At 53.4% G+C, this 22,898-nt stretch carries 32 protein-coding genes; 19 read left to right on the top strand and 13 right to left on the bottom strand.

Annotated features, from left to right (window positions below; translation table 11 throughout):
- Positions 1-13: 13 nt before the first annotated feature.
- Positions 14-1,240, bottom strand: a complete 1,227-nt coding sequence (locus tag ACYOR7_RS06980; protein WP_479913480.1) for a cytidine/deoxycytidylate deaminase family protein — start codon at positions 1,238-1,240, stop codon at positions 14-16.
- A 418-nt stretch (positions 1,241-1,658) separates the two neighbouring features.
- Between ACYOR7_RS06980 and ACYOR7_RS06975 the strand changes: the two genes are divergently transcribed.
- The gene (locus tag ACYOR7_RS06975) at positions 1,659-2,189 is read left to right on the top strand and encodes a hypothetical protein (RefSeq protein WP_294807342.1); all 531 of its coding nucleotides are present in this window, start codon (positions 1,659-1,661) and stop codon (positions 2,187-2,189) included.
- Positions 2,190-2,221: 32 nt separating this feature from the next.
- Here the strand turns inward: ACYOR7_RS06975 and ACYOR7_RS06970 are convergent, their stop codons facing one another.
- The gene (locus ACYOR7_RS06970) at positions 2,222-3,193 is read right to left on the bottom strand and encodes a cache domain-containing protein (protein ID WP_294807339.1); all 972 of its coding nucleotides are present in this window, start codon (positions 3,191-3,193) and stop codon (positions 2,222-2,224) included.
- A gap of 108 nt (positions 3,194-3,301) precedes the next feature.
- On the opposite strand from ACYOR7_RS06970, the gene ACYOR7_RS06965 reads away from it, so the two are divergent.
- The 4 genes from ACYOR7_RS06965 to ACYOR7_RS06950 all read left to right on the top strand — a co-directional run bounded on the left by ACYOR7_RS06965 (position 3,302) and on the right by ACYOR7_RS06950 (position 6,326).
- Complete coding sequence (locus ACYOR7_RS06965; protein WP_294807336.1) at positions 3,302-4,159, top strand: cache domain-containing protein; 858 nt, start codon at positions 3,302-3,304, stop codon at positions 4,157-4,159.
- 50 nt (positions 4,160-4,209) lie between these two features.
- Positions 4,210-5,064, top strand: a complete 855-nt coding sequence (locus ACYOR7_RS06960) for a GNAT family N-acetyltransferase (RefSeq protein WP_294807334.1) — start codon at positions 4,210-4,212, stop codon at positions 5,062-5,064.
- Positions 5,065-5,104: 40 nt separating this feature from the next.
- A complete protein-coding gene (locus tag ACYOR7_RS06955; protein WP_294807332.1) occupies positions 5,105-5,536 on the top strand; it encodes a phosphoribosyltransferase in 432 nt (143 codons plus the stop codon).
- A 226-nt stretch (positions 5,537-5,762) separates the two neighbouring features.
- Positions 5,763-6,326 (top strand): methane monooxygenase/ammonia monooxygenase subunit C, encoded by a 564-nt coding sequence (locus ACYOR7_RS06950; RefSeq protein WP_479913479.1) that lies wholly within the window; start codon positions 5,763-5,765, stop codon positions 6,324-6,326.
- 143 nt (positions 6,327-6,469) lie between these two features.
- On the opposite strand, the gene ACYOR7_RS06945 is transcribed toward ACYOR7_RS06950, so the two are convergent.
- Positions 6,470-7,027, bottom strand: coding sequence for a hypothetical protein (locus ACYOR7_RS06945; RefSeq protein ID WP_294808375.1), 558 nt, complete (start codon positions 7,025-7,027; stop codon positions 6,470-6,472).
- 147 nt (positions 7,028-7,174) lie between these two features.
- Here ACYOR7_RS06945 and ACYOR7_RS06940 point away from each other — a divergent pair, with 147 nt between their 5' ends.
- The 3 genes from ACYOR7_RS06940 to ACYOR7_RS06930 all read left to right on the top strand — a co-directional run bounded on the left by ACYOR7_RS06940 (position 7,175) and on the right by ACYOR7_RS06930 (position 8,386).
- Entirely contained in the window at positions 7,175-7,312 is a 138-nt protein-coding gene (locus ACYOR7_RS06940) for a hypothetical protein (protein WP_294808373.1), read from the top strand.
- A 1-nt stretch (position 7,313) separates the two neighbouring features.
- A complete protein-coding gene (locus ACYOR7_RS06935) occupies positions 7,314-7,583 on the top strand; it encodes a hypothetical protein (protein WP_294808371.1) in 270 nt (89 codons plus the stop codon).
- A gap of 416 nt (positions 7,584-7,999) precedes the next feature.
- Positions 8,000-8,386 carry a hypothetical protein gene (locus tag ACYOR7_RS06930; RefSeq protein WP_294808369.1) on the top strand — a complete coding sequence of 129 codons (387 nt, stop codon included), beginning with the start codon at positions 8,000-8,002 and terminating at the stop codon, positions 8,384-8,386.
- Here ACYOR7_RS06930 and ACYOR7_RS06925 read toward each other — a convergent pair.
- Positions 8,383-8,799 (bottom strand): muconolactone Delta-isomerase, encoded by a 417-nt coding sequence (locus tag ACYOR7_RS06925; protein ID WP_479913478.1) that lies wholly within the window; start codon positions 8,797-8,799, stop codon positions 8,383-8,385. The two genes, ACYOR7_RS06930 and ACYOR7_RS06925, sit on opposite strands and share 4 nt — an antisense overlap.
- Before the next feature lie 8 nt (positions 8,800-8,807).
- On the opposite strand from ACYOR7_RS06925, the gene ACYOR7_RS06920 reads away from it, so the two are divergent.
- Genes ACYOR7_RS06920 through ACYOR7_RS06905 form a run of 4 tightly spaced genes read left to right on the top strand, consistent with a single transcriptional unit; the run spans position 8,808 to position 11,565 of the window.
- Complete coding sequence (locus ACYOR7_RS06920; RefSeq protein WP_479913477.1) at positions 8,808-9,371, top strand: hemerythrin domain-containing protein; 564 nt, start codon at positions 8,808-8,810, stop codon at positions 9,369-9,371.
- Between the two features lie 9 nt (positions 9,372-9,380).
- Positions 9,381-9,785: a hypothetical protein gene (locus ACYOR7_RS06915; protein WP_294808362.1), complete on the top strand. Its 405-nt coding sequence runs from the start codon at positions 9,381-9,383 to the stop codon at positions 9,783-9,785.
- Between the two features lie 45 nt (positions 9,786-9,830).
- On the top strand, positions 9,831-10,292 hold the full coding sequence (locus ACYOR7_RS06910) for a S1C family serine protease (RefSeq protein ID WP_479913476.1): 462 nt from the start codon (positions 9,831-9,833) through the stop codon (positions 10,290-10,292).
- 43 nt (positions 10,293-10,335) lie between these two features.
- On the top strand, positions 10,336-11,565 hold the full coding sequence (locus tag ACYOR7_RS06905) for an aminotransferase class III-fold pyridoxal phosphate-dependent enzyme (protein ID WP_294805715.1): 1,230 nt from the start codon (positions 10,336-10,338) through the stop codon (positions 11,563-11,565).
- Here the strand turns inward: ACYOR7_RS06905 and ACYOR7_RS06900 are convergent.
- The gene (locus ACYOR7_RS06900) at positions 11,562-12,824 is read right to left on the bottom strand and encodes an acyl-CoA dehydrogenase family protein (RefSeq protein ID WP_294805716.1); all 1,263 of its coding nucleotides are present in this window, start codon (positions 12,822-12,824) and stop codon (positions 11,562-11,564) included. The two genes, ACYOR7_RS06905 and ACYOR7_RS06900, sit on opposite strands and share 4 nt — an antisense overlap.
- A 56-nt stretch (positions 12,825-12,880) precedes the next feature.
- On the opposite strand from ACYOR7_RS06900, the gene ACYOR7_RS06895 reads away from it, so the two are divergent.
- The gene (locus tag ACYOR7_RS06895; RefSeq protein ID WP_294805717.1) at positions 12,881-13,330 is read left to right on the top strand and encodes a MaoC family dehydratase; all 450 of its coding nucleotides are present in this window, start codon (positions 12,881-12,883) and stop codon (positions 13,328-13,330) included.
- A gap of 247 nt (positions 13,331-13,577) precedes the next feature.
- Here the strand turns inward: ACYOR7_RS06895 and ACYOR7_RS06890 are convergent, their stop codons facing one another.
- Positions 13,578-14,363, bottom strand: coding sequence for a hypothetical protein (locus ACYOR7_RS06890; protein WP_294805718.1), 786 nt, complete (start codon positions 14,361-14,363; stop codon positions 13,578-13,580).
- Between the two features lie 110 nt (positions 14,364-14,473).
- On the opposite strand from ACYOR7_RS06890, the gene ACYOR7_RS06885 reads away from it, so the two are divergent.
- From ACYOR7_RS06885 to ACYOR7_RS06870, 4 genes are all read left to right on the top strand, one after another.
- The gene (locus ACYOR7_RS06885; protein ID WP_294805719.1) at positions 14,474-14,911 is read left to right on the top strand and encodes a chromate resistance protein ChrB domain-containing protein; all 438 of its coding nucleotides are present in this window, start codon (positions 14,474-14,476) and stop codon (positions 14,909-14,911) included.
- A gap of 22 nt (positions 14,912-14,933) precedes the next feature.
- Positions 14,934-16,175, top strand: a complete 1,242-nt coding sequence (locus ACYOR7_RS06880) for an MFS transporter (RefSeq protein WP_479914456.1) — start codon at positions 14,934-14,936, stop codon at positions 16,173-16,175.
- Between the two features lie 367 nt (positions 16,176-16,542).
- On the top strand, positions 16,543-16,938 hold the full coding sequence (locus ACYOR7_RS06875) for a hypothetical protein (protein WP_294805720.1): 396 nt from the start codon (positions 16,543-16,545) through the stop codon (positions 16,936-16,938).
- 230 nt (positions 16,939-17,168) lie between these two features.
- On the top strand, positions 17,169-17,468 hold the full coding sequence (locus ACYOR7_RS06870; protein WP_479913475.1) for a hypothetical protein: 300 nt from the start codon (positions 17,169-17,171) through the stop codon (positions 17,466-17,468).
- A gap of 74 nt (positions 17,469-17,542) precedes the next feature.
- Here ACYOR7_RS06870 and ACYOR7_RS06865 read toward each other — a convergent pair whose 3' ends face one another.
- The 4 genes from ACYOR7_RS06865 to ACYOR7_RS06850 all read right to left on the bottom strand — a co-directional run bounded on the left by ACYOR7_RS06865 (position 17,543) and on the right by ACYOR7_RS06850 (position 20,189).
- Complete coding sequence (locus ACYOR7_RS06865; protein ID WP_294805721.1) at positions 17,543-17,857, bottom strand: hypothetical protein; 315 nt, start codon at positions 17,855-17,857, stop codon at positions 17,543-17,545.
- 46 nt (positions 17,858-17,903) lie between these two features.
- Positions 17,904-18,053 (bottom strand): hypothetical protein, encoded by a 150-nt coding sequence (locus ACYOR7_RS06860; RefSeq protein ID WP_479913474.1) that lies wholly within the window; start codon positions 18,051-18,053, stop codon positions 17,904-17,906.
- A 76-nt stretch (positions 18,054-18,129) separates the two neighbouring features.
- On the bottom strand, positions 18,130-19,965 hold the full coding sequence (dinB, locus tag ACYOR7_RS06855; protein ID WP_479913473.1) for a DNA polymerase IV: 1,836 nt from the start codon (positions 19,963-19,965) through the stop codon (positions 18,130-18,132).
- 71 nt (positions 19,966-20,036) lie between these two features.
- Positions 20,037-20,189, bottom strand: a complete 153-nt coding sequence (locus ACYOR7_RS06850; RefSeq protein WP_294805724.1) for a hypothetical protein — start codon at positions 20,187-20,189, stop codon at positions 20,037-20,039.
- Between the two features lie 96 nt (positions 20,190-20,285).
- Here ACYOR7_RS06850 and ACYOR7_RS06845 point away from each other — a divergent pair, with 96 nt between their 5' ends.
- Positions 20,286-20,774 carry a peptidylprolyl isomerase gene (locus ACYOR7_RS06845; protein ID WP_294805725.1) on the top strand — a complete coding sequence of 163 codons (489 nt, stop codon included), beginning with the start codon at positions 20,286-20,288 and terminating at the stop codon, positions 20,772-20,774.
- 3 nt (positions 20,775-20,777) lie between these two features.
- On the opposite strand, the gene ACYOR7_RS06840 is transcribed toward ACYOR7_RS06845, so the two are convergent.
- The 3 genes from ACYOR7_RS06840 to ACYOR7_RS06830 form a co-directional block, all read right to left on the bottom strand.
- Entirely contained in the window at positions 20,778-21,371 is a 594-nt protein-coding gene (locus tag ACYOR7_RS06840; protein WP_479913472.1) for a TetR/AcrR family transcriptional regulator, read from the bottom strand.
- Between the two features lie 109 nt (positions 21,372-21,480).
- Positions 21,481-21,954 carry a ribonuclease HI gene (rnhA, locus tag ACYOR7_RS06835; RefSeq protein ID WP_294805727.1) on the bottom strand — a complete coding sequence of 158 codons (474 nt, stop codon included), beginning with the start codon at positions 21,952-21,954 and terminating at the stop codon, positions 21,481-21,483.
- Between the two features lie 13 nt (positions 21,955-21,967).
- Entirely contained in the window at positions 21,968-22,165 is a 198-nt protein-coding gene (locus tag ACYOR7_RS06830; protein ID WP_294805728.1) for a hypothetical protein, read from the bottom strand.
- Positions 22,166-22,723: 558 nt separating this feature from the next.
- On the opposite strand from ACYOR7_RS06830, the gene ACYOR7_RS06825 reads away from it, so the two are divergent.
- The gene (locus tag ACYOR7_RS06825) at positions 22,724-22,879 is read left to right on the top strand and encodes a hypothetical protein (RefSeq protein ID WP_479913471.1); all 156 of its coding nucleotides are present in this window, start codon (positions 22,724-22,726) and stop codon (positions 22,877-22,879) included.
- Positions 22,880-22,898 lie beyond the last annotated feature (19 nt).

Here is a 22,898-nt window from a genome sequence, read left to right as displayed (position 1 = left end):
CCTGATGAAGTGTTCACATCCTGTTTCTCTTTGCTACCGCTTTTCCGCAGAATTCAACAAGAGCACCGTCCCGCGTTTGTCGTATAGCGTTTTTCAGGTTTATTGTCTTTGAGTAAAATGGGGGCAGGTTGCGCAGCGTATCTGCCAGCTCCGAGGCGTCTTGCCTAGGCAGGACGTATTCCAGCTGCCCATGTTTTGCAAGCTTGCCCTCAAAGAACGAGCCAAGAGCTCCTATTTCCATAAAGCCCGTCGGATCTCTTGCCGGGCCAAACAGGATTGCTATCTTGCAATATTTTGGGTGGGCCAAGTATCGCCTGCCGTCTTTTCCTACATCGCTTGCCAGCGAATAATACCTACGCATAACGTCAAGAAGCGGCGTCTGCTCGACGGAATTTGCGCCGCCTGCCGAAAGCAGTATGTTCCCAAACGGGTCGATAATGCAGGCAGAGTTGAACAACGATCCTGTATTTCTGTAGGACTCCTCTGCTTTTTCTACCAACACCCGCCCAAGCGCGGCACCAGGCGCATCCTGCTCTAGCGTGTGCTTCTCTGAAAAAGCCTCCGGGTTGTACCGCCTGACAGTTTTCACGATATGCGACGAAGGCTTGTTCTTGGCAAGCAGCCTAGGATTTTCCAGACAGTCTGGAGAAATCCAGTTCTTGTTTATGCGCCCTCTGACCCTGCCTAGACTGGACGTAAAAGCTCTGGTGGAGCGCTTTTCAAAAAGCGGGTCGATTTCGCTTCTGGAAAAGATGGAATCCTGCGGCCCTGCAAAGGCTCTCTTGCCGCGCAGGCCAAACGTGGAGAAGCTCGCCGCCTTTTGCTGCCGAAGTTCTGCCGGCAGCGTGGTCAGATCGTTGTGGCCTCTGCAGCTGACTCCGCATTCGGGGTCGTCCGCGATGTGGATTACTCCCAAACCTGCGCCCAGAATTGCGCCTGTGCACATTATACATGGGTCAAGGGAGGATATTATCGTCATGCCTGCAGCCGGTGGCAGCGCCTTTCTTCTGGAAAAATACCAGTCCACGAGCTGTTTTTCAACGTGCGCCGTAGGGTCTATCGCGTTTTCTGATATTACTCTGTTTAATGCCTTTTTCAGCACCCTTCCCGTATTGTTTTCAATCAAAAGGCCGCCTACCCCAAACGTGCCTCTTGCGGCCACCTTTTCAGCTCCTTCTGTCGCTATTCTGGCGCATTTTTCGGCAAGCAGGCTGCTGCCGGCACTGCTGCTACTTCTCATTTTTTTCCCTGTAGGCAGCTGCTGGCGTGGAAGCTAAAAAACTCTGCGCGTGTGCAGGATTGATAATATGTTTCTGGCTCCGAGTGCAAAACACATCATCTTGTTTCAGGTCCGTCTAGACTCTTCATCGCCGCAGATGCTGGGGCGACGCAGTACTTGATGCTTCCATCTGTCTGTTTACGGCATGTTAGCTTAAATAACATCAGGGCGCACGATTCTTTGTGAGAAAATTCAACAACAAGACATCAGGCGGCAAGTGCGAATGCATCTGCCACAGCAGGCCAAATACCGACTATTGCGGGTATTGCTCGCCTGCACACAAGCGTAGCACGTATGCAAAGTAAAAACCGAGCCCTACACGCCCCGTTTCTTTCTTCCGGGACTTAAGCATATATCAAGATGCCATTTCCCTACAGTCATGTCTATAGACAAGACCAAGTTCGGCATCCTGGCAGCAGCCATCCTGGCATCTGCCGCAATAGCAATCGTCCTGCAGGGAGGTTACGCCTCTGCGCAGCAGCAAAGCAGCACCATAGTACGAATCCAGAAAACCGTCATGTCCGCTCCGGCGCCGGTCACGGCCCAAGGGCACCCGACCCACCAGGTCGTCTTTGCCCTCCCGCTGAGAGATGACGGCAGGATATGGTCCGGTACAGTAACGTTCACCGCAAGCAAGCCGATAGAGATAGAGGTGATGCACCGGTACAACCCTGCCGTGACTCCGACAGCCGAATACGGCCAGCCGCCAGTAGCCGTCATCAATGGGACTACGATAACCTACTCGCACATGACCGGGATTGTCGACACCCCTATACTTTCAGGAGACTCGCCTATCGCATCGGGCACTTTTGACTTTACCGGAAGCGCCCTCGTCTTCCACAAAAGGAGCGGCGAGCCCTTTACAGTGACCTACACTATCGATGCGGTGGCAAAAACCCTGACACAATAGAGGGGACTGGCGCGTGCCCGGCCCCTCTATTTTTATGATTTTTTAGCAACCATTACTACCGCAAGGGCTGCGCCGGCCGCAGCCGCGATTGCAACTGCGGAATACACCTGCGCCTTTAGGTCTTGCACCGGCTTCATGACTGACTCGTAAGGCTGGATTGAAAACACCGCCCAGGTTGTGCCCGGCGCCCTGACAGGGTGATACGAAACTAACATGTCCTTGCCTCCTATCGACTCGATTGCCGAGCCTGACTCGCCGGAAATTGCCTTTTTGTACACGTCCATTTCTGCAAGGGGTTTGCCGGCTCCAAGCGACGAGACAAGCTTGTTTGAATACACTACCTCGTGGCCGTTCTGATCGGCGAAAGTAAAGCGCCTACCGTCGTCGTCATCTTCGAACATGTCCTTTGCAAACCTGTCAAGGTTCTGGAGGCGGACTAGGCCAATCAAGACGCCCTTGAGCTCACCGTTTGCAGTCACCGGGACTGCGACTGCCGTCGTGCTTGCGCCGCTGGACGCTGAAATGTACACTTCGCCAAGGTACGTCGAGCCGCTTGCCACTGCGCCCTTGAAGTAGTCGCGGAACGCAAGGTTGGTCTTGGTCAGGTTCATCTGCCTGTAAAACGGCTCTTCAATGTACACCTCGCCGTTTGGAAGTATGAACACCACGGCCTCCACGTCCTGGCTGCTTGATAGAACTGACTGCGCGACCTGCCTCTTTTCTATGTCCGCGCCCTGCGGCACGCCCTTGGACTCGGCCGTTATCTGCGACGCGTACGGCGCGCCGACGGCCATCTGTGGCGTTTTGCCGGCCGCTTCCATGAGTGACGCCACGGCGGAGATCTTGGCCTCCGTGGCAATGGCAAGGGCGCGCACGTCGCCTGCTTCCTTCTCTGTTATCTTTTTCTCTAGCGCGCCGGCTCCTGCCATCCCGGCTGCTGCGAGTATGATGATCGCTATTGCGACTGCGGCCGAATATGCCGCAAGGTTTCTGGTCCTGCCCAACAACACTCAAAGTCCCGTTATGCGGATGATATATTACTTTTCCACAGGACCTTGAGCCCCTAATTTTTGCACAGAGCATATATCCAAGTGGCCTCTTTAGCAGGCGTATTGTCCTCAAAAAGCAGTGCCGTCGTGCCGGTGATAATTGCCGCGGCAATCATAGCGGCGGCCGGCATCATCGCCGTTGCGTACGTCCAGGCGGGAGAAAACAAGCCCACCGGAAACTCGCCAGACCTGCGCCTCCTTGCATCTAACCTTGAGGAAAGGATTGCAGGTTCTGTCAAGGTAATGGAGCTGACAGGCGCGATGCCTGCAGTCAGAAATACCGATTCGCTGTCTCTCGTAAGCACCGCCCAGATGGGGATACCACAGGACGCAGACTCTGCCAAGAGGGAGGTCGCAAAGGAGATCGTTGCCACGTACGGCGACGTAGCAAGCATCTTTTTCCTCACGCCAGATGGGAACCTCTACCTTGGCGAGCCCTTTGAGCAGCAAAAGCAGCTGCCGCAACTGAACTACTCTGACCGGGATTGGTACAAGGGGGTATCTTCCACCGGCGACTCGTACGTCAGCTCTGTGTTCATGTCGGCGGCCATCCACGAGCCGACGGTGGCGGTGGCAGTGCCGGTCCACGAGCAGGGCACGGAAAAGGGCGCCATCGGGTACTGGGTCGCCATTACCAACCTTGACGAGATAGAAAAGGACCTTAGGCAGCTTGGAGGCAACTCGCGGGTAATCTTTGTGGACCACAACGGGACCGAGATTGCCGACTCGGCAAGAGACCCGTCTGTAGAGAGAAAAGACCTGCGGAGCTTTTCAAGCCTTGAAAGCGTCAAGGCCGCACTTGCAGACAAGTCTGGCTCCCTCGTAGAGACCGTTGACGGCAAGAGCATGAGGGTAAGCTATGCCCCGGTAAAGGCGCACCCGCACACATGGGCGGTAGTGTCGATGCAGCCGGCAAGCTGACTGACTGGCTGGCTGATTGTTTATCTATTCCCTCAGCCCTATGGCGGCAGTTGGCAAGCCGCGGCGGCTTTAAAGTTCGGCCGATGGAAAGGCAGGAGCTTGACCTTGCGCTCGATTGGGCCGCCGACGAGGGATGGAACCCTGGTCTGCACGACGCAGACGCGTTCTTTGATTCTGATCCGGAAGGGTACCTTGTGGGGCTGCTTTCCGGCGAACCCATCGGCTGCATCTCTGCCGTTGCTTACAACAACGCGTTTGGATTTCTCGGGCTGTACATAGTAAAGCCAGAGCACCGGGGCAAGGGCTTTGGGATGGAGCTGTGGCGCCACGCGATGCGGCGCCTTGGAAGCCGCAGCGTCGGACTCGACGGCGTGGTAGGGCGTCTGCGCGACTATGAAAGACAGGGTTTTGTGCTTGCGTACAGGAACATCCGCTACGAGTCGGCCGGAGACAGAGGGGCCAGACCGCCTCCCGGCAGCATAATCGACCTGCGAAAATATGGCACCAAGGCCGCCGCGGAATACGAAAAGAGGCTTTTTCCCGCGTCACGCACACGGTTTTTGGAAAAATGGCTGGACCAAAGGCAAGGGGCTGCGCTGGGTTGCATGGACGCAGGAAAACTTGTCGGGTACGGCGTCGTACGCAAGTGCGTCCGGGGGTTCAAGGTGGGGCCCCTGTTTGCAGACACGCGGCAAGCTGCAAGAGACCTTTTTTGGGGGCTTGCCGGGCGCGCGGCAGGCGAGCCGGTGTACATCGATGTCCCTGAGGCAAACGGCATGGCAGTCGACCTAGCAAAGGAAGTGGGAATGCACAAGGTGTTTGAGACTGCAAGGATGTACAAGGGCTTGAAGCCGGACCTCGACATTTCACGCATCTACGGCGTGACTACGCTTGAGCTTGGCTGAGTGGCATTTGCTTAAATGGCGGGCGTTTGATGAAAAAAACGTGCAGGCTGGAAACGGACCTGTGGAACATTGTAGCTGGCAGGAGGTTCAGGGACTTGTGCGAAAAATCGCCGCAGAAATACGCAAAGACAAATACGACTGCGTGCTGGCAATAGCAAACGGCGGGATAATCCCTGCCAAGCTTTTGGCCGAGGAGCTTGGCATCGACCAGATAATGCTCATCCCGGTCAGGGGCAAGCAGGTGATAGAGGCGGAGATGCCGCGCCTGCAGGAAGGCAAAAAATATCTGGTAATAGACGACATCTATGACACCGGCGACATTTACAAAAAGGTGTCAAGGGCCACGCAAGGCTTTGACTGCACGTTTGTTTTCTGCATGAGCCGCTATCCGCAAGAATTCGGCGCCTATGGGGAGCTGCTGAACCACGAGCGGTGGATAGTCTTTCCGTGGGAAAAAACGCCAACTGGCTAGCAAAATGTTGCACTGGACTGCACAATTTTGCAAAGAATGACTATCAATATCATAAATCATCGTTGCACATTTTGCAGACAATGAAATTTTTTGAAAGACAAACCGGCCAACGCCCTACTAATGGAATTGCATTCTGAGCAATCTTGCAATATTTACATGTTGTACGACAAGTTTTACATGACAAGCAATTAGAATCATGATTTCCCATCAATTGCGAGGAACTACAATGGCACAAATGCCAGCGTTAATACCAAAAGAAGTCGAAATACAGAGACTGAAAAAGATCTACATCTTTGTCATCTGCCTCGGTTCCATCGCCGCATCAGTAGAGGTCGACAACTTCGTCGATGGCTCGCTGCACCAGACTGCAATCAGAGATAGCGCGTTTACGCCTGCCCACTGGTGGCTGTACAGCCACTTTGTGGCGCTGCCTCTCGGCTGGGGTATGGTGGCCATGTACGACAGAAAGGTCCCGATACTTAGAGGTCCAGGCAACTCGATGAACACCGGTCTAAAGATAACCATCATCGGTTATCTTGCGACCATGTTCACGATAGGAGTCAATGAGCTGTGGCACTTCTGGTTCGTCGAGGAAATCTTCTCTGTTCCTAACCACTGGATGTTCAACATGGGTGTCGTAGTGGCATTCATGGGCGCTCTGGCCTATGTAGTCAGAGTGTACGCCAGACTGGTGGAACTGGGTGCAGAAACACCGGCAAAGAACCCATATGTAGCAGAGTTGTACAAGCTCGCACTCGAAGGCAAGCTGTACAGCAGGTCCATACCGTAAGAGAAACAACCTACACGCACACATACACAGGGAACAGGATATACGCATCTGCGCGGAGGGCAGGAGAATGGAAAGAAACCAGTACAGAGTATTTCCTGCCCTCCTTTCATTCTTCCAAAAACAAACAAGAAAAAAGAAGAATTTCAGATTTTGTATTTGAACGACACGAGCGAGTTGGTCATGAAAAAATCCGGCGTCTTGCCAAACGCCTCGTTCAGCGTCGACTCGATAAGCGTCTTTAGGTAAAGGGACCAGTTCTTGCCCAGATCGTGCTTTATGACGATGTTCTGAGAGCCGTCTTCCTCCGTACGGCGCACAACTTCGCAGCCCGAGTTCTTCATCCTCGTTTCTATCCACGAAACAAAGGTCTCGGCGCTGAATCTCCCCTGGACAAAAATGGCCATTTCGATGGCGGTGTTCTTTCCTATCCCCTCGGCCAGCTTTGTCACTTCACCGGCGTCCAAATTTGCAAACATGAGTGCCAGCACCGGCTTTGGAAATGGCATCATGCCTATTCTGGACTCGAACAGGTCCCACTCGATGTGCTGGCGCAGCACCTGATTGATGTACGCGTTAAGGCTGGTCTGTCTCTTTTCTGATTCCGCACGCAGTTTTTTCATTATCCCTGAACTGACGCGAAAAGTGGCGTTTACAGAGTCTTCGTGGAGGGTGGTCCCGTCTTTGAAATCTGTTTCGTACATGTGCACACATAATGCGCAAGACTGCAATTATAGTCTAGGTTAACTATGTTAACCAAGGATGCCTGCGTACACGCGGGCAGTGTACATGACCTCGACCGCCAAGTTCAATATTCAAAAAGGGGCTCGTGCTATACACATGCTGCGCAGATGGCAAGAAAGACAGTCTATGGCAAGTGCCCCAAGTGCAGGGCCCGAGGCGACCTCGTCGTGATGTCGGGCACGCCGGGCAAGGAGAAGTTCAAGTGCAACCAGTGCTACCACGTTTTCGGGATGGACGAGCTGTGAGATGATTTACCGATGCCCTGACGGGCACATCAGCTTTGCAAGGGAGCTTTTGCGCTGCGGCATGAAGGACTGCGACAATTCTATCGACATGGTAAGCGACGTCGACATCGAGTGGTTTTATAATATAAGCCCGTCCGGCCTTGCGATAAACGAGTGCGACCTGCACATGATCCTAAAGGACACGAACATGCCACAGGACGTCAAGGACAGGGTGCGCGAAATCTTTCCTGCCGCGCAGAAAAAGAAGAGGTTCCTTGGGTTCTTGCGGTAGAGGAAGAAAAAGGAAAAAGGGTAAACGGCGCTTGGCGATCCTGCATCAACGACCTTTGTTACAGCCCATGCCGTCAAAGTCGCGGTTTTTGTACCTTCCGATGCAGTTTTGTTTTTTCTTCTTTTCACGTATGTGCGTGTGCCGCCAAGCGCCAACCTCAAGTATCGGGTGTCGGCGCTATCATCAACTGTATTATGCAGTTCTAATATAAAAAACTACCTTGATTTGCATTTTTCTTTATTTTTTGCAAGCCAACCATATTCTGATTATAGTATAATTGAATTTAATAAATTATCTATACTTAATGAATGCAAGTCTAACATCAATCTGCTAGTGTCGACGTGACCGGCGCGCCGAAAAAGTGTCCCGTTATCATTATCAGAACCTTAACAAAGCCCTTTAGGAACACGTTGACTGTGCAGTACGACGAACTGTGCGGCCGCATACTTGAGCTTGAAGACTCTATACGTTTTGTGGCGCTTGCAGACCACCTGGGCCTGCTCATTGCGACCGTTTACCGGGAAGGCTTGGTCCCTCTTGCAACCAAGGAGGAAACGGCGAAATACGCGGGCCAGCTCGTGCTTCTCACCGGCGCCGTCTCGGGCGGCAAGTTCATGTCAAGGGTAGGCAAGATGCAGTACGTGGTAGGCAAGTTTGAAAACCTCGTGAGGGCCACCATCCCGATAGTGTCAGACGACTATGACAAATACTACCTCTTGATGTCGCTTGACGTCGACTCGGACTATGTCGGCGCCATCGACAAGGTGCTTTCCTTTTTACGCGAGAACCACTCGGCGTTCTAGCCTTTCTTTTCCGGGTTTGGCATGGAGCTCACGATTGTCTGCAGCTCTGCGACGATGCCTTGGACCGACTTTATCTCTGTCAGCGGCCTGACTGTCCTGTGCACCAGCGGCATCGACGGCAGCAAGAACAATACCTGTTGTAGCTCCTCGTTTGATGCCACGTCGAGGACGATTATCCCGCCGGGCGAGTCTGCAAACGCGTACGAGAACTTTATCTTGCCCTGCTCTTTTAATTCTTGGTACGTCTCGAAGGTCTGCTGGAGCATCTTCATCTGCGCGACTGCGGTTTCGGGTCCGACGAATTCTAGTTTCACAGCGTCGACTACAAGAAACAACATATACGCCCAATAATTGCCGCCGGCGCCAATAAGCCTGTCGGTGCTTGCAAGGTTGATATGCCAGCTCTCATTCAAAAAATGCCATGTCGTCTACAGAATCGCTGCGCAACGACCATTTCCTCATTGAAAAAATGGTGAGGGCGCTCAACGTGACTGCGGACCTGCTGGAGGCCGGCAAGCCTGTGCCTGCGCCGTTCCTTGAGCAGGCGCTGGACTTTACAAAGAACTTTACCAACGTCTGCCATCACGGCAAGGAAGAAGACACGCTGTTCCCGACGCTGGAAAGAGGCGGCATGCCCCGGGAGGGCGGGCCCATAGCAAGGATGCTCTTTGAGCACGAGGTGACAAAGCAGCTTGCAGACAAGATGGACGCGTCTGCCAAGGCGTACGTGCAGACCGGAAACGCGGGTCCGCTAGTAGCGGACATTCGCAACTACACCGGCCACGTCTCGCAGCATCTTACAAAGGAGAATTTCCGCCTGTTTGCGATGGCCGACATGATGCTGCGGGGGCAGGCCGCGCAGCTGGGACAAGAACTTGCCCGGACTGAGGAAGCAAAACTGCAGTCGCTTGGCAAAACTCGAAGCCACTACGAGCAACTTGTAAACAGCTACGACGCCGAGTGCGAAAGAAGCAGGCGTAGGTAAATAGAAGGAATGGCCCGCGAGCAGGAAATAGAAAAGATGCTCCGGGATCTGCACGCGTCGTACCTGAAGGGAAATGAGTACGACGAGGGCGACCCTATCTTTTACCGGATAAACTACCGGCTTGCAGATGCGTTTTCCTTAGCCAAAGAAGAGGCCGAGCGCTACCACGCGCAATACCACTTGAAAAACCCCCGTCGCGTCTCAGAGGGATTCTGCGACTCTTGCAACAAAATAGTCGGCATTATCCCGATAATCTACGGAGCGCAGGAGAGCGACATGGAGCGCATGAAGATGGCCGAAGAGCAAGGAAAGCTGATAATCGGCGATGTGTCAAAAGTCAGGGAAGGCGCCAAGGTAGCAATGTTTGGCTGCAAAGTTTGCAAGACCCCGCTTGCGAAATACGGGAGCATCTGACAACTACAGAAAAGTTGTTATCACGCGCTTGCGTGAAAATCCTCCGTGGCACACAGCCTGGCAAGCACCGGCGCGGCATTTGCGATACTCTTTGCGGTAGTGGGACTTTCATTCATTTATGTTAGCGCAAACCCGGTGACGGTCCAATCAAACCCGCAGTCCGGGTCGAGGCCGTGGACGGGCATAGCAGGTACCAACCTGACGCCTGCAATAGCAAAGGCCATGGGGACCAACGAGCAGTCGGGCTTTCTAGTCACGGCAGTCGAGCCCAGCAGCCCTGCGGACAAGGCGGGTATGCACGGCGGCGACAGGGAGGTCACGGTGGAAAGCAAGAGGCTGGCCGTAGGAGGGGACATCATCGTAGAGGTCGACGGCCGGCCTGCGACAAGCTTTGCAGAAATCCAGCAGGTCTTTCAGCAAAAGCACGTGGGCGACACCATGCGCTTTACCGTGGTCAGAGGAAGCGTTACGATGCAGATCCCTGTGACAATCGAAGAGCACCCGTAGGCCCCTGCCCAACCTTAATAGCGACTTTTGTCAAAACACTTGCGTGAAATACGCCAAGGTATCAGGCGAGCTCCCCGGGCCGATAGCTTCTGATGTTATTTCCTCTGTGAAAAAGAACTGCTACGACTCGACGTTCACGTACCCGCTCGTCATCGCAAGCGGCAGCGGCTGCGTGATAAAGGACGTAGACGGCAACTCGTTTCTTGACTTTACGTCAAACATCGGCGCCTGCCCACTGGGCTACTCGCACCCAGACGTCACCGGGGTGCTTGCCGAAATGAGCAGAAACGGCGCGCACAAGATTGCCGGACAGGACTTTTACTGCAGGGAGCACGCCGGCCTTGCAGAACAGTTCGTCTCCGTGCTCCCAACAGGCTTCAAGGCGTTCTTTATCAACTCTGGCGCGGAGGCAGTCGAGAACGCGGTAAAAGTGGCGTATAGAAAGAGGTTTGCAGAGGGCCGGCCGGTCCTCCCTGGAGTTTCGTGCACCGGCGCCTTCCACGGAAGGACGCTTGGCGCGCTGTCGTTTACGTACAGCAAGCCCGTGCAAAAGGCCGGCTTTCCCGAGCTAGCCGTTTTGCGGATAAAGTTCTGCACGTCCGACGGCGACTCGGAGATAGATGCCGTCGAAAAGATGCTTGCGGAAAACGACGCGGCGTTTGTCATTACCGAAATAGTGCAGGGGGAAGGCGGCTACAACATCGCAAGCCAGCAGTTCGTGCAGAACCTGCGCAAGGCGACGGAAAAGCGCGGCGTGCCCCTGATACTTGACGAAGTCCAGTCGGGCATGGGCCGGACGGGCAAGTGGTGGGCATTTGAGCACTATGGCGTCGTACCGGACATCATGAGCGCGGCAAAGGCGCTGCAGGTGGGCGCAACCGCGTACAGAGGCGACTATGACCCCGGCCAGCAGGGCATCCTTTCAAGCACGTGGGGCGGCGGAAGCAGAATAGACCTTGCGGTTGGGGCAACAGTTATCGAGGTGATAAAGCGCGACAGGCTCCTTGCCAACGCGCTTGTGATGGGCGAGCGGCTGAAAAAGGGGCTTGCAGATATTGTGGGCAAAAAAGGCATAATCGACGTGCGCGGCCTCGGACTCATGATAGGGGTAGAGTTTGATACAAAGGAAAACCGGGACTCGGCGCTCCAGCAGGCGTTCCGGCGCGGCCTCCTGCTGCTTCCCGCCGGCCAGAAAGCAATGCGCGTGATACCCCCTCTTGTCATAACCGGCGAGGAAGTCGACGAGGGGCTCGAACTGATGACGAGCCTCTAGTACGCCGCATACTCGTCCCCGAGGACCTGCGCCGCTATCTTTAGCTCAAGCACCTCGTTTGCGCCCTCGTAGATGATGGTCGCCCGCGAGTCGAGAAAATGGCGCGCCACGCGGGCAGTTTTCCTGTATCCTGCAGAGCCGAAAACCTGCATCGACCTGTTGGCGCATTCAAATGAGTGGTTGCTTGCGTGGAACTTTGCAATAGCCGCAAGCCTGTCTGCCTCTGCCCTGAGCGCAGTGTATTCCCTGTCCTGCCTACCAAGCCTGTCGAGCCATTTTGTGTCGGTTTCTTTCAAATTTTCAACGTATTCGTGAAGCCTCTGCCTTGCAGCCGCCGCCCTGTAGACCAGCCAGCGCGAGCTTTCAATGTCCGTCGCAATCCTTGCGACGTGCTCCTGTATCAATTGCTTTTTCGCTAGCGCGCCTCCGTGCTGGTGGCGCGACTTTGCATATTCTGCCGATTCTGCAAGGCAGTCTTCCATGACGCCGACTGCGCCGGCGGCCACGCTGAGCCTGCCGTCGATGAGCGCGCTGTGCGCGACGCTCAGGCCCTCACCCTTTTTTCCAAGCAGGTTCTTTTTCGGGACGATGCACCTGTCAAAGTAGACCTCGGCGTTTTTGACTGTGAGAAGGCCCATCTTGTTCTTCATCTCCTCCGTGCGGAGTCCCTCCGCGTCGCCGTCTATTATGAACGCCGACACCCTGCCGGTGGACGGGTCTTTTGCGTACGTAGTCATCACACCGGCAAAAGTGCCGTTTCCTATCCAGTGCTTTTTGCCCTTCAGCACGAACCCTTTTGGCGTTTCCTCAAACGTCGTCGTCATCGCGGCAGGGTCGCTCCCGGCAGCCGGCTCTGTGAGCGCAAACGCCATCGCCTTTTTGCCTGTGGCAGTGTCTGGCAGGTATTCTCTCTTTTGCTCTTCGTTGCCCCACCCCTGCAGCACCAGCTGCCCTATCGAGGTGTGCGCGGAAAAGAACGTACGAAGTGAGCTTCCTTCCTGACCTATCCTTTCAATTGCCAGCGCGTACGTGAGCATGTCAAGGCCAAGGCCGCCGTACTTTCTTGATATGGGGCAGCCGGTCATTCCTATTTTGCCGAAAACCGGGACGATCCTGTCGTTGAGCCTTTCGGCAAGGTAAGCCTCGTCCTCGTACGGCCTTATCTCCTTGCACGCCGCATCAACCCTGCCGAGGAACTCTTGCTGCCTTTTTGAAACCTCAAAATTCATCTCGGAAATGTCAGAATAATAGCCAGGCACGCCGGACTGAAATTCGCAGCGTAGGTATAAAAGCGAGGCTGCGGGAATTTCGGCAGATGAAGTTTTCCGAGTTTGCAATCGGCCAGGAATTTTCCGCGTCTTTGACGATAACCGAGGCCGACTTTCACACTTACATCGCTTTTGCCCGCACGAGAAACGTCCTGCACGAAAACAAAGAGCTTGCGGAAAAAGAGGGCATCAAAGGCACGCTTGTACCGGGCAGGGCGGTCATCGCAAGGGCTGAAGGGGAAATGACGCGCCTGCCTGCGTTTTCAGACTGCGTCATGCTCCTGTACGGGATGGACGGCGACCCCGAGTGGGCAGGGCGCCAGACGCGCTTTATGGGCGAGGTGTACGCCGGCGACACGCTTGACGCCAGGTACAGAGTGGCATCAAAAAAGGAGGAAAAGGGATACGGGATATTGCGAGTCGACTATGAGATAAAAAACCGCTCCGGGAAAACCGTAGTCGTGTCGAGGGGCAACCTGTACCGGATAAAGATCTAGTTTACGAGTGCAAATCGCACTCCACGCGCATTACTTCTTTTATACACACGCGTGTGCGCGTTTCCAGTGGACTACAAATACAAGCGTAGTTGTAGCAGTTTTTAGTTCTTTTATTGTAGGCTTGTCAAACAGCTTCCGACACATAGGCAAAAAGAAGAAAAGGAGAGGATGATGAGGGCATCATCATCATCCTTTGAATCTACGGCATGTTAGTTGGTGAAGAAGCCCTCATTATTTCTAGCTCGGACTAGGGACGCGGAAACGTCACGATGCTGTGCCCATCCTTATCTCTCAACATGTTTACAGTCCCATAGATGGACTGCCCTACAAAATGATTTGAGGTATCCTTTGGATCTAGCATGATGGTTATTGTGCTGAGTTTGTCTATTATTATGACTGTCTTGACGTTCGTCCACGTGATGGCGTGGTTAAGGGCTACATCGACGGTTCCTGCTATCGTGGTGGTCCCGTTGGCGTTCAGTTGAATTGACGTGTTATTGCTTGCAGGATGAAAGTTGCTGATCTCGTGTACATGGCGATTGCTGGCGTCAAGATGAACCTTTGTGAACTTTACGTCAAGGAGCGTTATATTCCCATTTTCAGCTTTTAGATGCCATGCCCCGCTAAGGATAAAGGTTTTTGGAGGCACGACGGACGCATTCATAGTGGCAGTTGAATTCATTGACGACGATGACGATGGCGACATCATGTTGCTGCCGGTCGTGTTTGAAGGTGCCATTGATGAAGTCATGTTGTTGATATTTCCTGCCTGATTATCCGCAGAAGATGCAGGGAGGATCAAACCTGCAATATAACCCGCGGCTGAAAACGTGCCAAGCCCCGTCGCGTTTACAGGGCCAGTCGCTAAAACCGACGAGTTAGAGTTGGTCATCATTGATGATGAAGTCATGTTGTTTGATTCTGTCGCATTCTGTGCCAGAATTTGCTTGGGGGCCAGAACTCCCATCAACGAGAGTGCCGTTCCAAGTACTATGCTAACCATCATCAGGGTTGCAATGGTTTTTGTTAACATTGGTTCGGTTATCCTGCCAGCGTGTTTAACCCTTACTCAACCATGGTACAGAGAATAAAAATAGTCTATGAGCCATTACTATTGTTGTTCAAAATGGGAGATCAAGAGAGATGAAGTGGATCACAAGAGAGCACGCAAAAGTGGACAGGATTGCCTGTCCCTGGCTGATAAAGAATTTTGTGGACAAGGATGCAGAATTTCTTTTTGTTCCAGCTGACAAAGTCGTTCAGACTGCCAGAGAAGCAAACGCGACGCCCTTTGACGTGCCTAACGTAGAACTGGGACATCATGGAGAAGAGTGCTCATTTGACGCCATAGTGAAAAAGTATGCTCTTTATGAAAAAGAGCCTGCGCTGGTAGAATTGTCTAAAATTGTCCGGGGTGCAGATACTCCCAACAGGACGTTGACGCCGCAGTCAGAAGGACTGGTTGCAATAGCCACGGGATTCAGCATGAATTCAAAAGATGATCATGACAACATGGCCAAGCAGTTCCACGTTTACGATGCCCTTCTGACATTCTGCAAAAGCCACGCGGGCAGAGCATAGAGAGAGACAAAAGAAAGACTTGATGCTGGAATGGCTCTCTAGGGACGGCAAGCTCGTACTAGCGGCCAGGATGATAAGGACATTTGCGTACGGCTTTCTTTCAATCGTGCTTGCCATATACCTCAAGACAATAGGGTTTGACAATGTCCTCATAGGATTAGTCCTGGCTGCGACGCTAGTCAACAGCGTCATATTTACTCTGGTGGCAAGTTTTTACGCAAACAGGATTGGCAGGCGCAACACCCTCGTTATTTATGCGGCGTTGATGTCGGTAGCCGGGCTGGTATTCGTCGTAACTGACAACCATGCCGCGTTGATTGGCGCTGCCCTTGTGGGAACAATCAACGTGACGGGATCGGAGACAGGCGCTTTTCTCTCGATAGAGCAGGCACTGCTTCCCCAGACTGTACGCGACCAAAAGAGGCGCACCCTGGCATTTGCGCTTTACAACATGGCCGGAACCTTGGCCATGTCGGCAGGTGTACTCTTGTCAGGCTTGCCATCTATTTTTCAGCAGCAACAACAAGGCTTGAATCAAATCGAATCCATAAAGCCCCTTTTTCTCTTGTACAGCCTTCTTGGCATTGTAGTGCTTGCCATCTATATGTCACTTTCAAAGAAAGTTGAATCGATGGCAAACGAGTCCCTGGCAGCCAAAAAACAAATGCCATTATCGCCCGCATCAAAGAAAATTGTCGGCAAATTGTCCGGACTGTTTGCAGTAGACGCATTTGCCGGCGGCTTTGTAATTCAAAGCATCGTATCTTTCTGGTTCTATACCAAATTCGGCGCTGATTTGGCCGCTCTGTCATTAATTTTTTCAGCTGCCGGGGCGTTGACGGCGCTTTCCTTTCTAGCTGCAGCAAAAATCGCAGACAGGATCGGGCTCATAAATACGATGGTCTTTACCCACATACCGTCCAACGTATTTCTGATACTTGTAGGATTTGCTCCTTCGCTGCCTCTGGCAATTGCATTTTACCTGACGAGAATGGCTCTGTCACAGATGGACGTTCCCACAAGGCAATCCTATATCGTCTCTGTTGTAGCCGAAGAAGAAAGGACGCCTGCGGCTGGAATTACCAACATATCCAGGAATATTTCTCAGGCAGTATCGCCATCCTTGACTGGCTACATCCTGCAGGCTTTGCCTGCACTAGCCGCTCCTTTTGTCTTTGGCGGGGCGCTAAAGATCGCGTATGACATAGCCTTGTACCTTAATTTCAGAAACATCAAACCATCTGAAGGAAAAAAGTCTGGATAGCTGCTATGGGCTCTGCTAGTGCTCGGTGATGATGGGATTCGAGCCAGAACCGCTGGTTGTTGTCAATCGCAGGCTATCGCGCGTTAATCAAGTTTGGACACGCCGTCATTGTTCCCCGAAGCTCTCTGTGACGGTCTGTAAATAAATTTGCATGTCATAGACTCAAATGTTTGATTTATTGTCTAACCAAGGCTTGGGTAAATTGCACAGCCAATCATTTCTTCCACAAATGTCGAGTGCAAACCTTAGTCATTGCAGGATCTATTGAAAAACAATTATCCAAAACTTGAGAAATTTTAAACAGAGTTACTCTTCTCAACGCTTTAAAACATTGGCCACAAGATAACGCGAGATGTTGAATAGCATCATGAAAAACAAAACGGCATTCCTATCGATGTTGGTACTGGGTGCCGTAATAGCAACATACGCCTTTGGCACGCCTGTCCACGCGTTTGCTTCCGGCAGCGGCGGGAACGGTGGTAACGGCGGCAATGGTGGAAACGGAGGTAACAGCTATGGTTCCGGCAATGCCGGCGATGGAGGAAACGGTGGTAACGGTGGAAATGGCGGCGATGCCATTGGCGATGCAGTCGCCGGAAATGGCGGCGACGGAGGCAATGGTGGAAATGGCGGCAATAGTTTCGGTTCAGGCGATGCCGGCAACGGTGGTAATGGCGGCAACGGCGGAAACGGTGGCGACGCAAGCGGCAGCAGCGACGACGAAGAAGAGAGCAACTGGCAGTACGACAGCTGCGGCTGCTGAGTCTCTAACGCAGAATAACGAGAGGATGACGTTTCCTCTCTTTTTTCTTTCTCTGAAGCAAGTTTCTGGATACGCACTATCATCATCCTTCTTTGCGCCACGGCGGGTACGAATAAAATGAAAAATTGTACACTGCACGCCGGCCTTGCATCATCATCAACCGCCACTACTACTATCATACACAAAAATGATCTGCGAAAATAAATAGTCTGTCGCGCTTGCAAAGCTAGTTGCCTGCGACCGGTAGAGTCAACGTGGGCTGGCAGATTGTCTTTACGTTCCTACCAATTCCGGACTTGTGGGCATTTTACAGGATCAAGAAGCTGCAAAAATACGTGCTGTACGTAGTTTTGCGGTCCATTGTTTTGTCAATCATCATGGTTTCATACATTATTGCCACAGAAAGTCGTTTCATGCCATGGGGGCACAACGGTCTTGCATTTGGTAACAACACTGATGCGGCAGAAACCGCATCAATCATGGGCAATGCGATAGGCTGGGGCCTTCAGGGTTTTCCGTCTACCTTGTAATTATCTGGTCGAAAAGGCACAACCAAACCTTCGATACTTTGTCTTTGTAAACTTGCCGCGGCGGGATTCTGACCCTAGAACCCCGCTTTTTTCATCTTCGAGCCGCAGTTAGGGCACGACACCTTGTTGTGCTTGGTGCCGCAGTTCAGGCAGTAATAGTCGATGCCGCTCTTTTGGCCAAAGGGGTTTCCAAACATCGACCCTTGCTGGCCGCCAATCTGCTTCATGAAGCGGTACCTGCGGTAGTATGCGATGCCAAAGATGACGGGCAAGAGCACCATGAGCGAGTAAGGAAAGTCGATGAACATGGTGATTACGATGCTTATTGCAAAATAGATTCCAAGCCAGATCATTTGCTGGTATAGGAATCGCTTTGCGCCTGCGTCCATTAGATATACATCCGCATGTGTTACATATATGCAAGTCGGATGCGGCTCAACCTTGTTCCGGCACAAGGCGGAACATGGCGTGGCCAAGGAGCTTTTCGTGCATGTGCGCGTCCTCGTCTGACAGGAACACGGTGCTGCAGCGCTCGCAGTAAAACAGCCTGTCGTCGTGAACCAGTGTTCCGGAACCCTGTTCCATAATATGATGATGTGTCGCTGGACTGCAGCTATAAATGCTGTGGGTTGACATTGTAGACGCGCCGCGGAAAACGTGTTCACCCTTGTCCTCCTTCAACAAAATCGAGGAGCGTCCGTTGCGCCTCATGCTTCCCGGGGTGGCTCAGGTTGGTCACGCGCAGGCCGACCTTTCTGACCGGCGCGCCAAGGTCGAACCTGTCGACCAGCTGCGGTATTGCGGCAAGTATGCTCTCGCGCCTCTGCTGCGGGCCCTGGTACGACATCTCCCTCGTCTCGATTGAAAAATCGGCCTTCACTATCTTGGCACCCACCGTGCGGAACAGGTAGCCGTGCCCTGCCACCCTGGCGTACAGCTCGTCAGAAAGAGCGGTCAGCTCTGCAAGGACTTCCTTTCTGTCCTTTGCGTACACCTCTAGGCTGTGCTCAGTGCTTATCGAGACGTGGTCCTCCCTTGGGACTACCGGCTCGCTTTCTGCGCCCGTCGCCACCTGCCACATCCACAGCCCGTTCCTGCCAAATCGCGACGTGAGCTTTTGCACGTCGCAGGCCGCAAGCTGGCCTATCGTGGAAATGCCGATCTTTTTCAGCTCCTGCTGGGTCTTGGGGCCGATGCCAGAGATCCTACCTACCTCAAGGGGCGCAAGAAAGTCCTGCAGCCTGTCAGGGTAGGCCACGGTGACTCCATCCGGCTTTTTGAAATCCGACGCTATCTTGGCTGCCGACTTGGACGGCGCCACCCCTATCGAGACCGACAGGCCGCACCCCTCTTTTACCGCCCTCTTGACCGCCGACGCGTACTCGTGGGGACTTGCGTCGCCGACTCTACCGGTGCAGTCGAGAAATGCCTCGTCTATACTTGCCTGCTCTATCACGTCTGCAAACCCTGAAAGGACTTGCATCACCTTCTCAGACACCTGCTTGTAGTACGCAATGTCGACGGGCCGAAGCTCCATGTCGGGGCACAGAGCAAGCGCCCTTGCAAGGGGCATGGCCGACCTGACGCCGAACCGGCGCGCCTCGTACGAGCAGGACGACACCACGCCCCGCGTTATCTTGCCGACGGGCTGGTCCGTCATTATCACGGCGTGCGGCCTGCCCCTGAGGGCTTGCTCGCGCAGCTCCTCGCAGGAGGGGTAGAACGCGTTGAGGTCGACGCAGAGGACCATCCTGCTGTTGCCCGGCCACCTCGGCGCAGGCACGGGCAGGGCAGGCGCAGGCATGGGGCCCGAGTACTTGCGCTCTGGCAGGCCGAGGTGTACAAGCGCGGCGTTTGCGCCTCCCGGGCTGTCTGCAATTATTATAGACATGTCGATCTGGCTGTCCTGCCCTGCTTCTCTGAGGGCCTTTTCAAGCTCGGCCTTCCAGTTGCCGCCGTCGCCTGCCAGCCTGAGGAAAATGAAATCCGACGTGATGGCTGCCTGCGCGCTCTTGCCGCCGCTCCTCCAGTACAGGGCCGCGCCGTGCTTTCTCAGGATGTTGTAAGCGGTATCCTGAAACCACGAGGGGTGGGAAAAGTCCAGAATTGCCGAGTAGCCGTGGTAAGTGCACGTGGCAAGCACCCTCTCAAGCCAGCGCTGCCCGTCGGACAGCGCGAGCCCCTGCGGCGCCCTGACTACAACTGCAAGCGTCTTTTCCTCTATCGGCCTGAAGGCTTCAAGCAGGTTCCCTAGCGCGCCGTCCTCTTCTGCTACTGCTGTTGTTGTCGTGGCCTGCTCTGGTATCCTGACAACAAAGCGAAAGCCTTCCGGCGTCTCATGCGCCCACCTCCAGAACGAGTGCTCGTAGGTGGCCGGCACGCCCACCTCGACTGCGTCAAACACCCGGGAATAGTGGGAAAGGTAGTCCTTTGGCGCAAGGGCTTGAGGATAAAAGTTACCAAACCTCCATCCCGCGCACCCGACGAAATGCCGCAAGTGCACAAGAGCTTGTCCCGGCCCTTATAATGTGACGTATACCTCCGGGAGAGGGAGAGAGGGTATATGTCTCAGGCCGCGTCTATGCCAGCCTTTCTGGCGTACTCTATCACGGGGTGGCATGAATAGCAGTAATTGCACCGGATGCACAAGTAGGCCGTGCGCTTGCCGCACCACTTGCACTCGCTGTACTGTGGCTTTAGCGGTGAGAGGTACTCGTGCATGATGTGATATTAGATGATTGTCGATTCAGATAGATGACCTTTTCCCTCGTGCAGGTTCAAATACCTGCCAATGGCAACCAATGCTGTCATTATAATATGCCAACTGCCAAGATCCAGACAAAGCACGGCGACATTGCAATCGAGTTCTTTCCGGAAGTTGCGCCCAAGCACGTCGAGAATTTCAAAAAGCTTGCATCAAGCGGCTTTTTCGACGGCACGCTGTTCCACAGAATAGTGCCCGGGTTTGTAATCCAGGGAGGCGATCCTCTGACAAAGAGTGCGACAAACAAGGGCCGGTGGGGGACGGGAGGCCCGGGATGGAGCGTAAAAGCCGAGTTCAACAAGACCAAGCACTCGCGGGGGGTGCTGTCGATGGCCCGGTCGATGGATCCAAACAGCGCCGGCTCGCAGTTCTTTATCGTGCTGAAAGACTCTAACTTTCTCGACGGCCAGTACACGGTCTTTGGCAAGGTGACTTCGGGGATGGAAGTCGTCGACAAGATTGCAGCGCTAAAAACCGACGCAAACGACGCCCCTGCGGACCCCGAGCAGGCCAGGATGACAAAGGTCACGTACAGCGATTAATATCTAGTTAGAGTAGCCGGCGATGACTGCCTTTAGCATCGCCACCCACGCCCTTTTGTTCACTGGGTCGCTGACGCCAAGCATCCTGTTAATCGCAAGGCCGTCGTAGAGCGCGACGAGTGCCATCGCAAGGCCGAGGGCGTCAACGTCCTTTCTGATAAAGCCCTCCTCGGTTTTCTTTTTGAGCCCTTCCAGTACATGTTCGTGGACCTTGAGGTGGTGCTCGTACATCACCTTTTTGAGCCGGGGGTTTCTGGTAGACTCGACTACCATCTCTAGCAACACTTTGTCGTTTCCGCGCTCGCGCCGGCGGATGTTGTCATAGATCTCTTCTGCGTCAGAGGCGGCGTTTTCCTTCTTTGTGAACAGGTGCGCGTCCTGATTGTCGCCCGCCTTCATGTTCCTCTCACATACGCCCAGAAAGAGCTCCTCCTTGCTCTTGAAGTATAGATATAGCGTGCCCTTGCTCAGGCCCAGCCGGCGCGAAATGTCGTCCATCTTGGTCTTGTCGTAGCCGGTCTGCGAGAAACTCTCCATCGCAGCCTGGACTATCCTGTCGCGCACCTGCGCCTTGTGTGCGCTTGTCACCTTGGGCATATTCCTCTCAAGCTCCCTCCCAGGATGCTCACGGTAGTTGATTGCTGCCGGGGGCTAATAAGTATACTGACTGGTCGGTCATTTTTCTTTGCCGCGCAGGGAGAATATCTTACTTTATCCTGTCAAGGAGGCCCGGATTTTCCAGCAGCGCGTTGTTGTACGCCCTCTCGCTCAGCTTGTCGGCCTCGCTGTTATACTTGCGGGGGACCCATGTTATCGAGACATCGCGGAACTTTTTCTTCAAGAGCGCGGCCTTTTGGAAGAGGGGGATTATCTGCTTGTTTTTCACCCGGAACTCGCCGTTCATCTGGCTGACTACAAGCTGCGAGTCGCCCTTGACTTCGACCCTGCGAGAGGAATAGCCGTTTTCGTCGAGCCACTCAAGCGCCCTTATGAGGGCGGTGTACTCGGCTACGTTGTTTGTGGCGCCGGCGGACATTGGCTCTGCCGCCACTCCAGAATCGCTGTGCACGAGCCGGCCTTCCTCCTTGACGAGGTAGGCATAGCACGCAATGCCGCCCGGGTTTTTCGGCAGGCACAGGCCGTCAAAATACACCTCGACGATAGTATTAGTCTCGCTCACAGACGTGCTATTGTTACGCGGGCCTCATTATCACTATATCGCCCGTCAAGTTGTCAAGCTTGTCCCTGGCGGCGTTTGTCACGTTCTCTATGACGGGGTTGTCGCCTATCTTTCTGGCGCCCTGGACTATGCCGGAAAAGAAGGTCTGCCACCCAAGGCCGATTATGGCAAGGACTACTATTCCAACCACTATCCACGTCAGTACTCCCATGCCGGGAATGCGCAAAAAATGGTATTAAGAATTCAGGAGAAAGGTTCTGTAAGTATCCACCAGGCTAAAGGCAAAGGCAGTGGCGTGGAAGGGAGATCAGAGGGAACTGGCGATCCAAAAAAATGTCGCCAGCTCGCGTCTGACCCCGATTAGACTTTTGGGGGAAGGTTATGGAATCGCGTACCTTCTGCCCCTAGTTTTCTTGTTATTCATTAAAACCATTGCGTGTACAATGTACTCTTTTTATTGCTGAAAAATGTATAGTATGCAGAATATTGATTTTTCACGACAGAATCTCGTCTAAAAACTATCCGCCAAGCTTGAAACTATTAACTAGTCAGCATATCGTGTATTATAGCGGCACTGCGAATTGAAACAGTCTTGAGGCTGTGAGCGTCATTAAACCATCGCCATCCTTTTTTTTAGTTTATGATGAACCAATTCAATATAACTTGAGACCGGTGTGCGCTCCTGTAACTTTGTTGTGAAATATAATATAGCAAGGGGTAAATTTGGCAGCTGTCGATGCCTTTTCTTTGCGCCGTGCGACTATTGCCGATGGCCGTCTCCGGCTACAGGCACACGGACAACGACAAGAGAAGCAGGCAGGAACTGCTGGAAGAGATAGCGAAGCTGAAGGAAAAGCTAAAGGCAAAAGATGAGGAAATAGGGCTTCTCAAGAAGAGGCTTGCGCTTTACAAGACGTTAAAATAATGAGAGAGAAGAAAAGAAA

The sequence above is a fragment of the Candidatus Nitrososphaera sp. 86-2 genome, from assembly GCF_056726185.1.
Note: the sequence above shows the minus strand (reverse complement) of the source record. Positions and strands in the feature narration are given on the sequence as shown.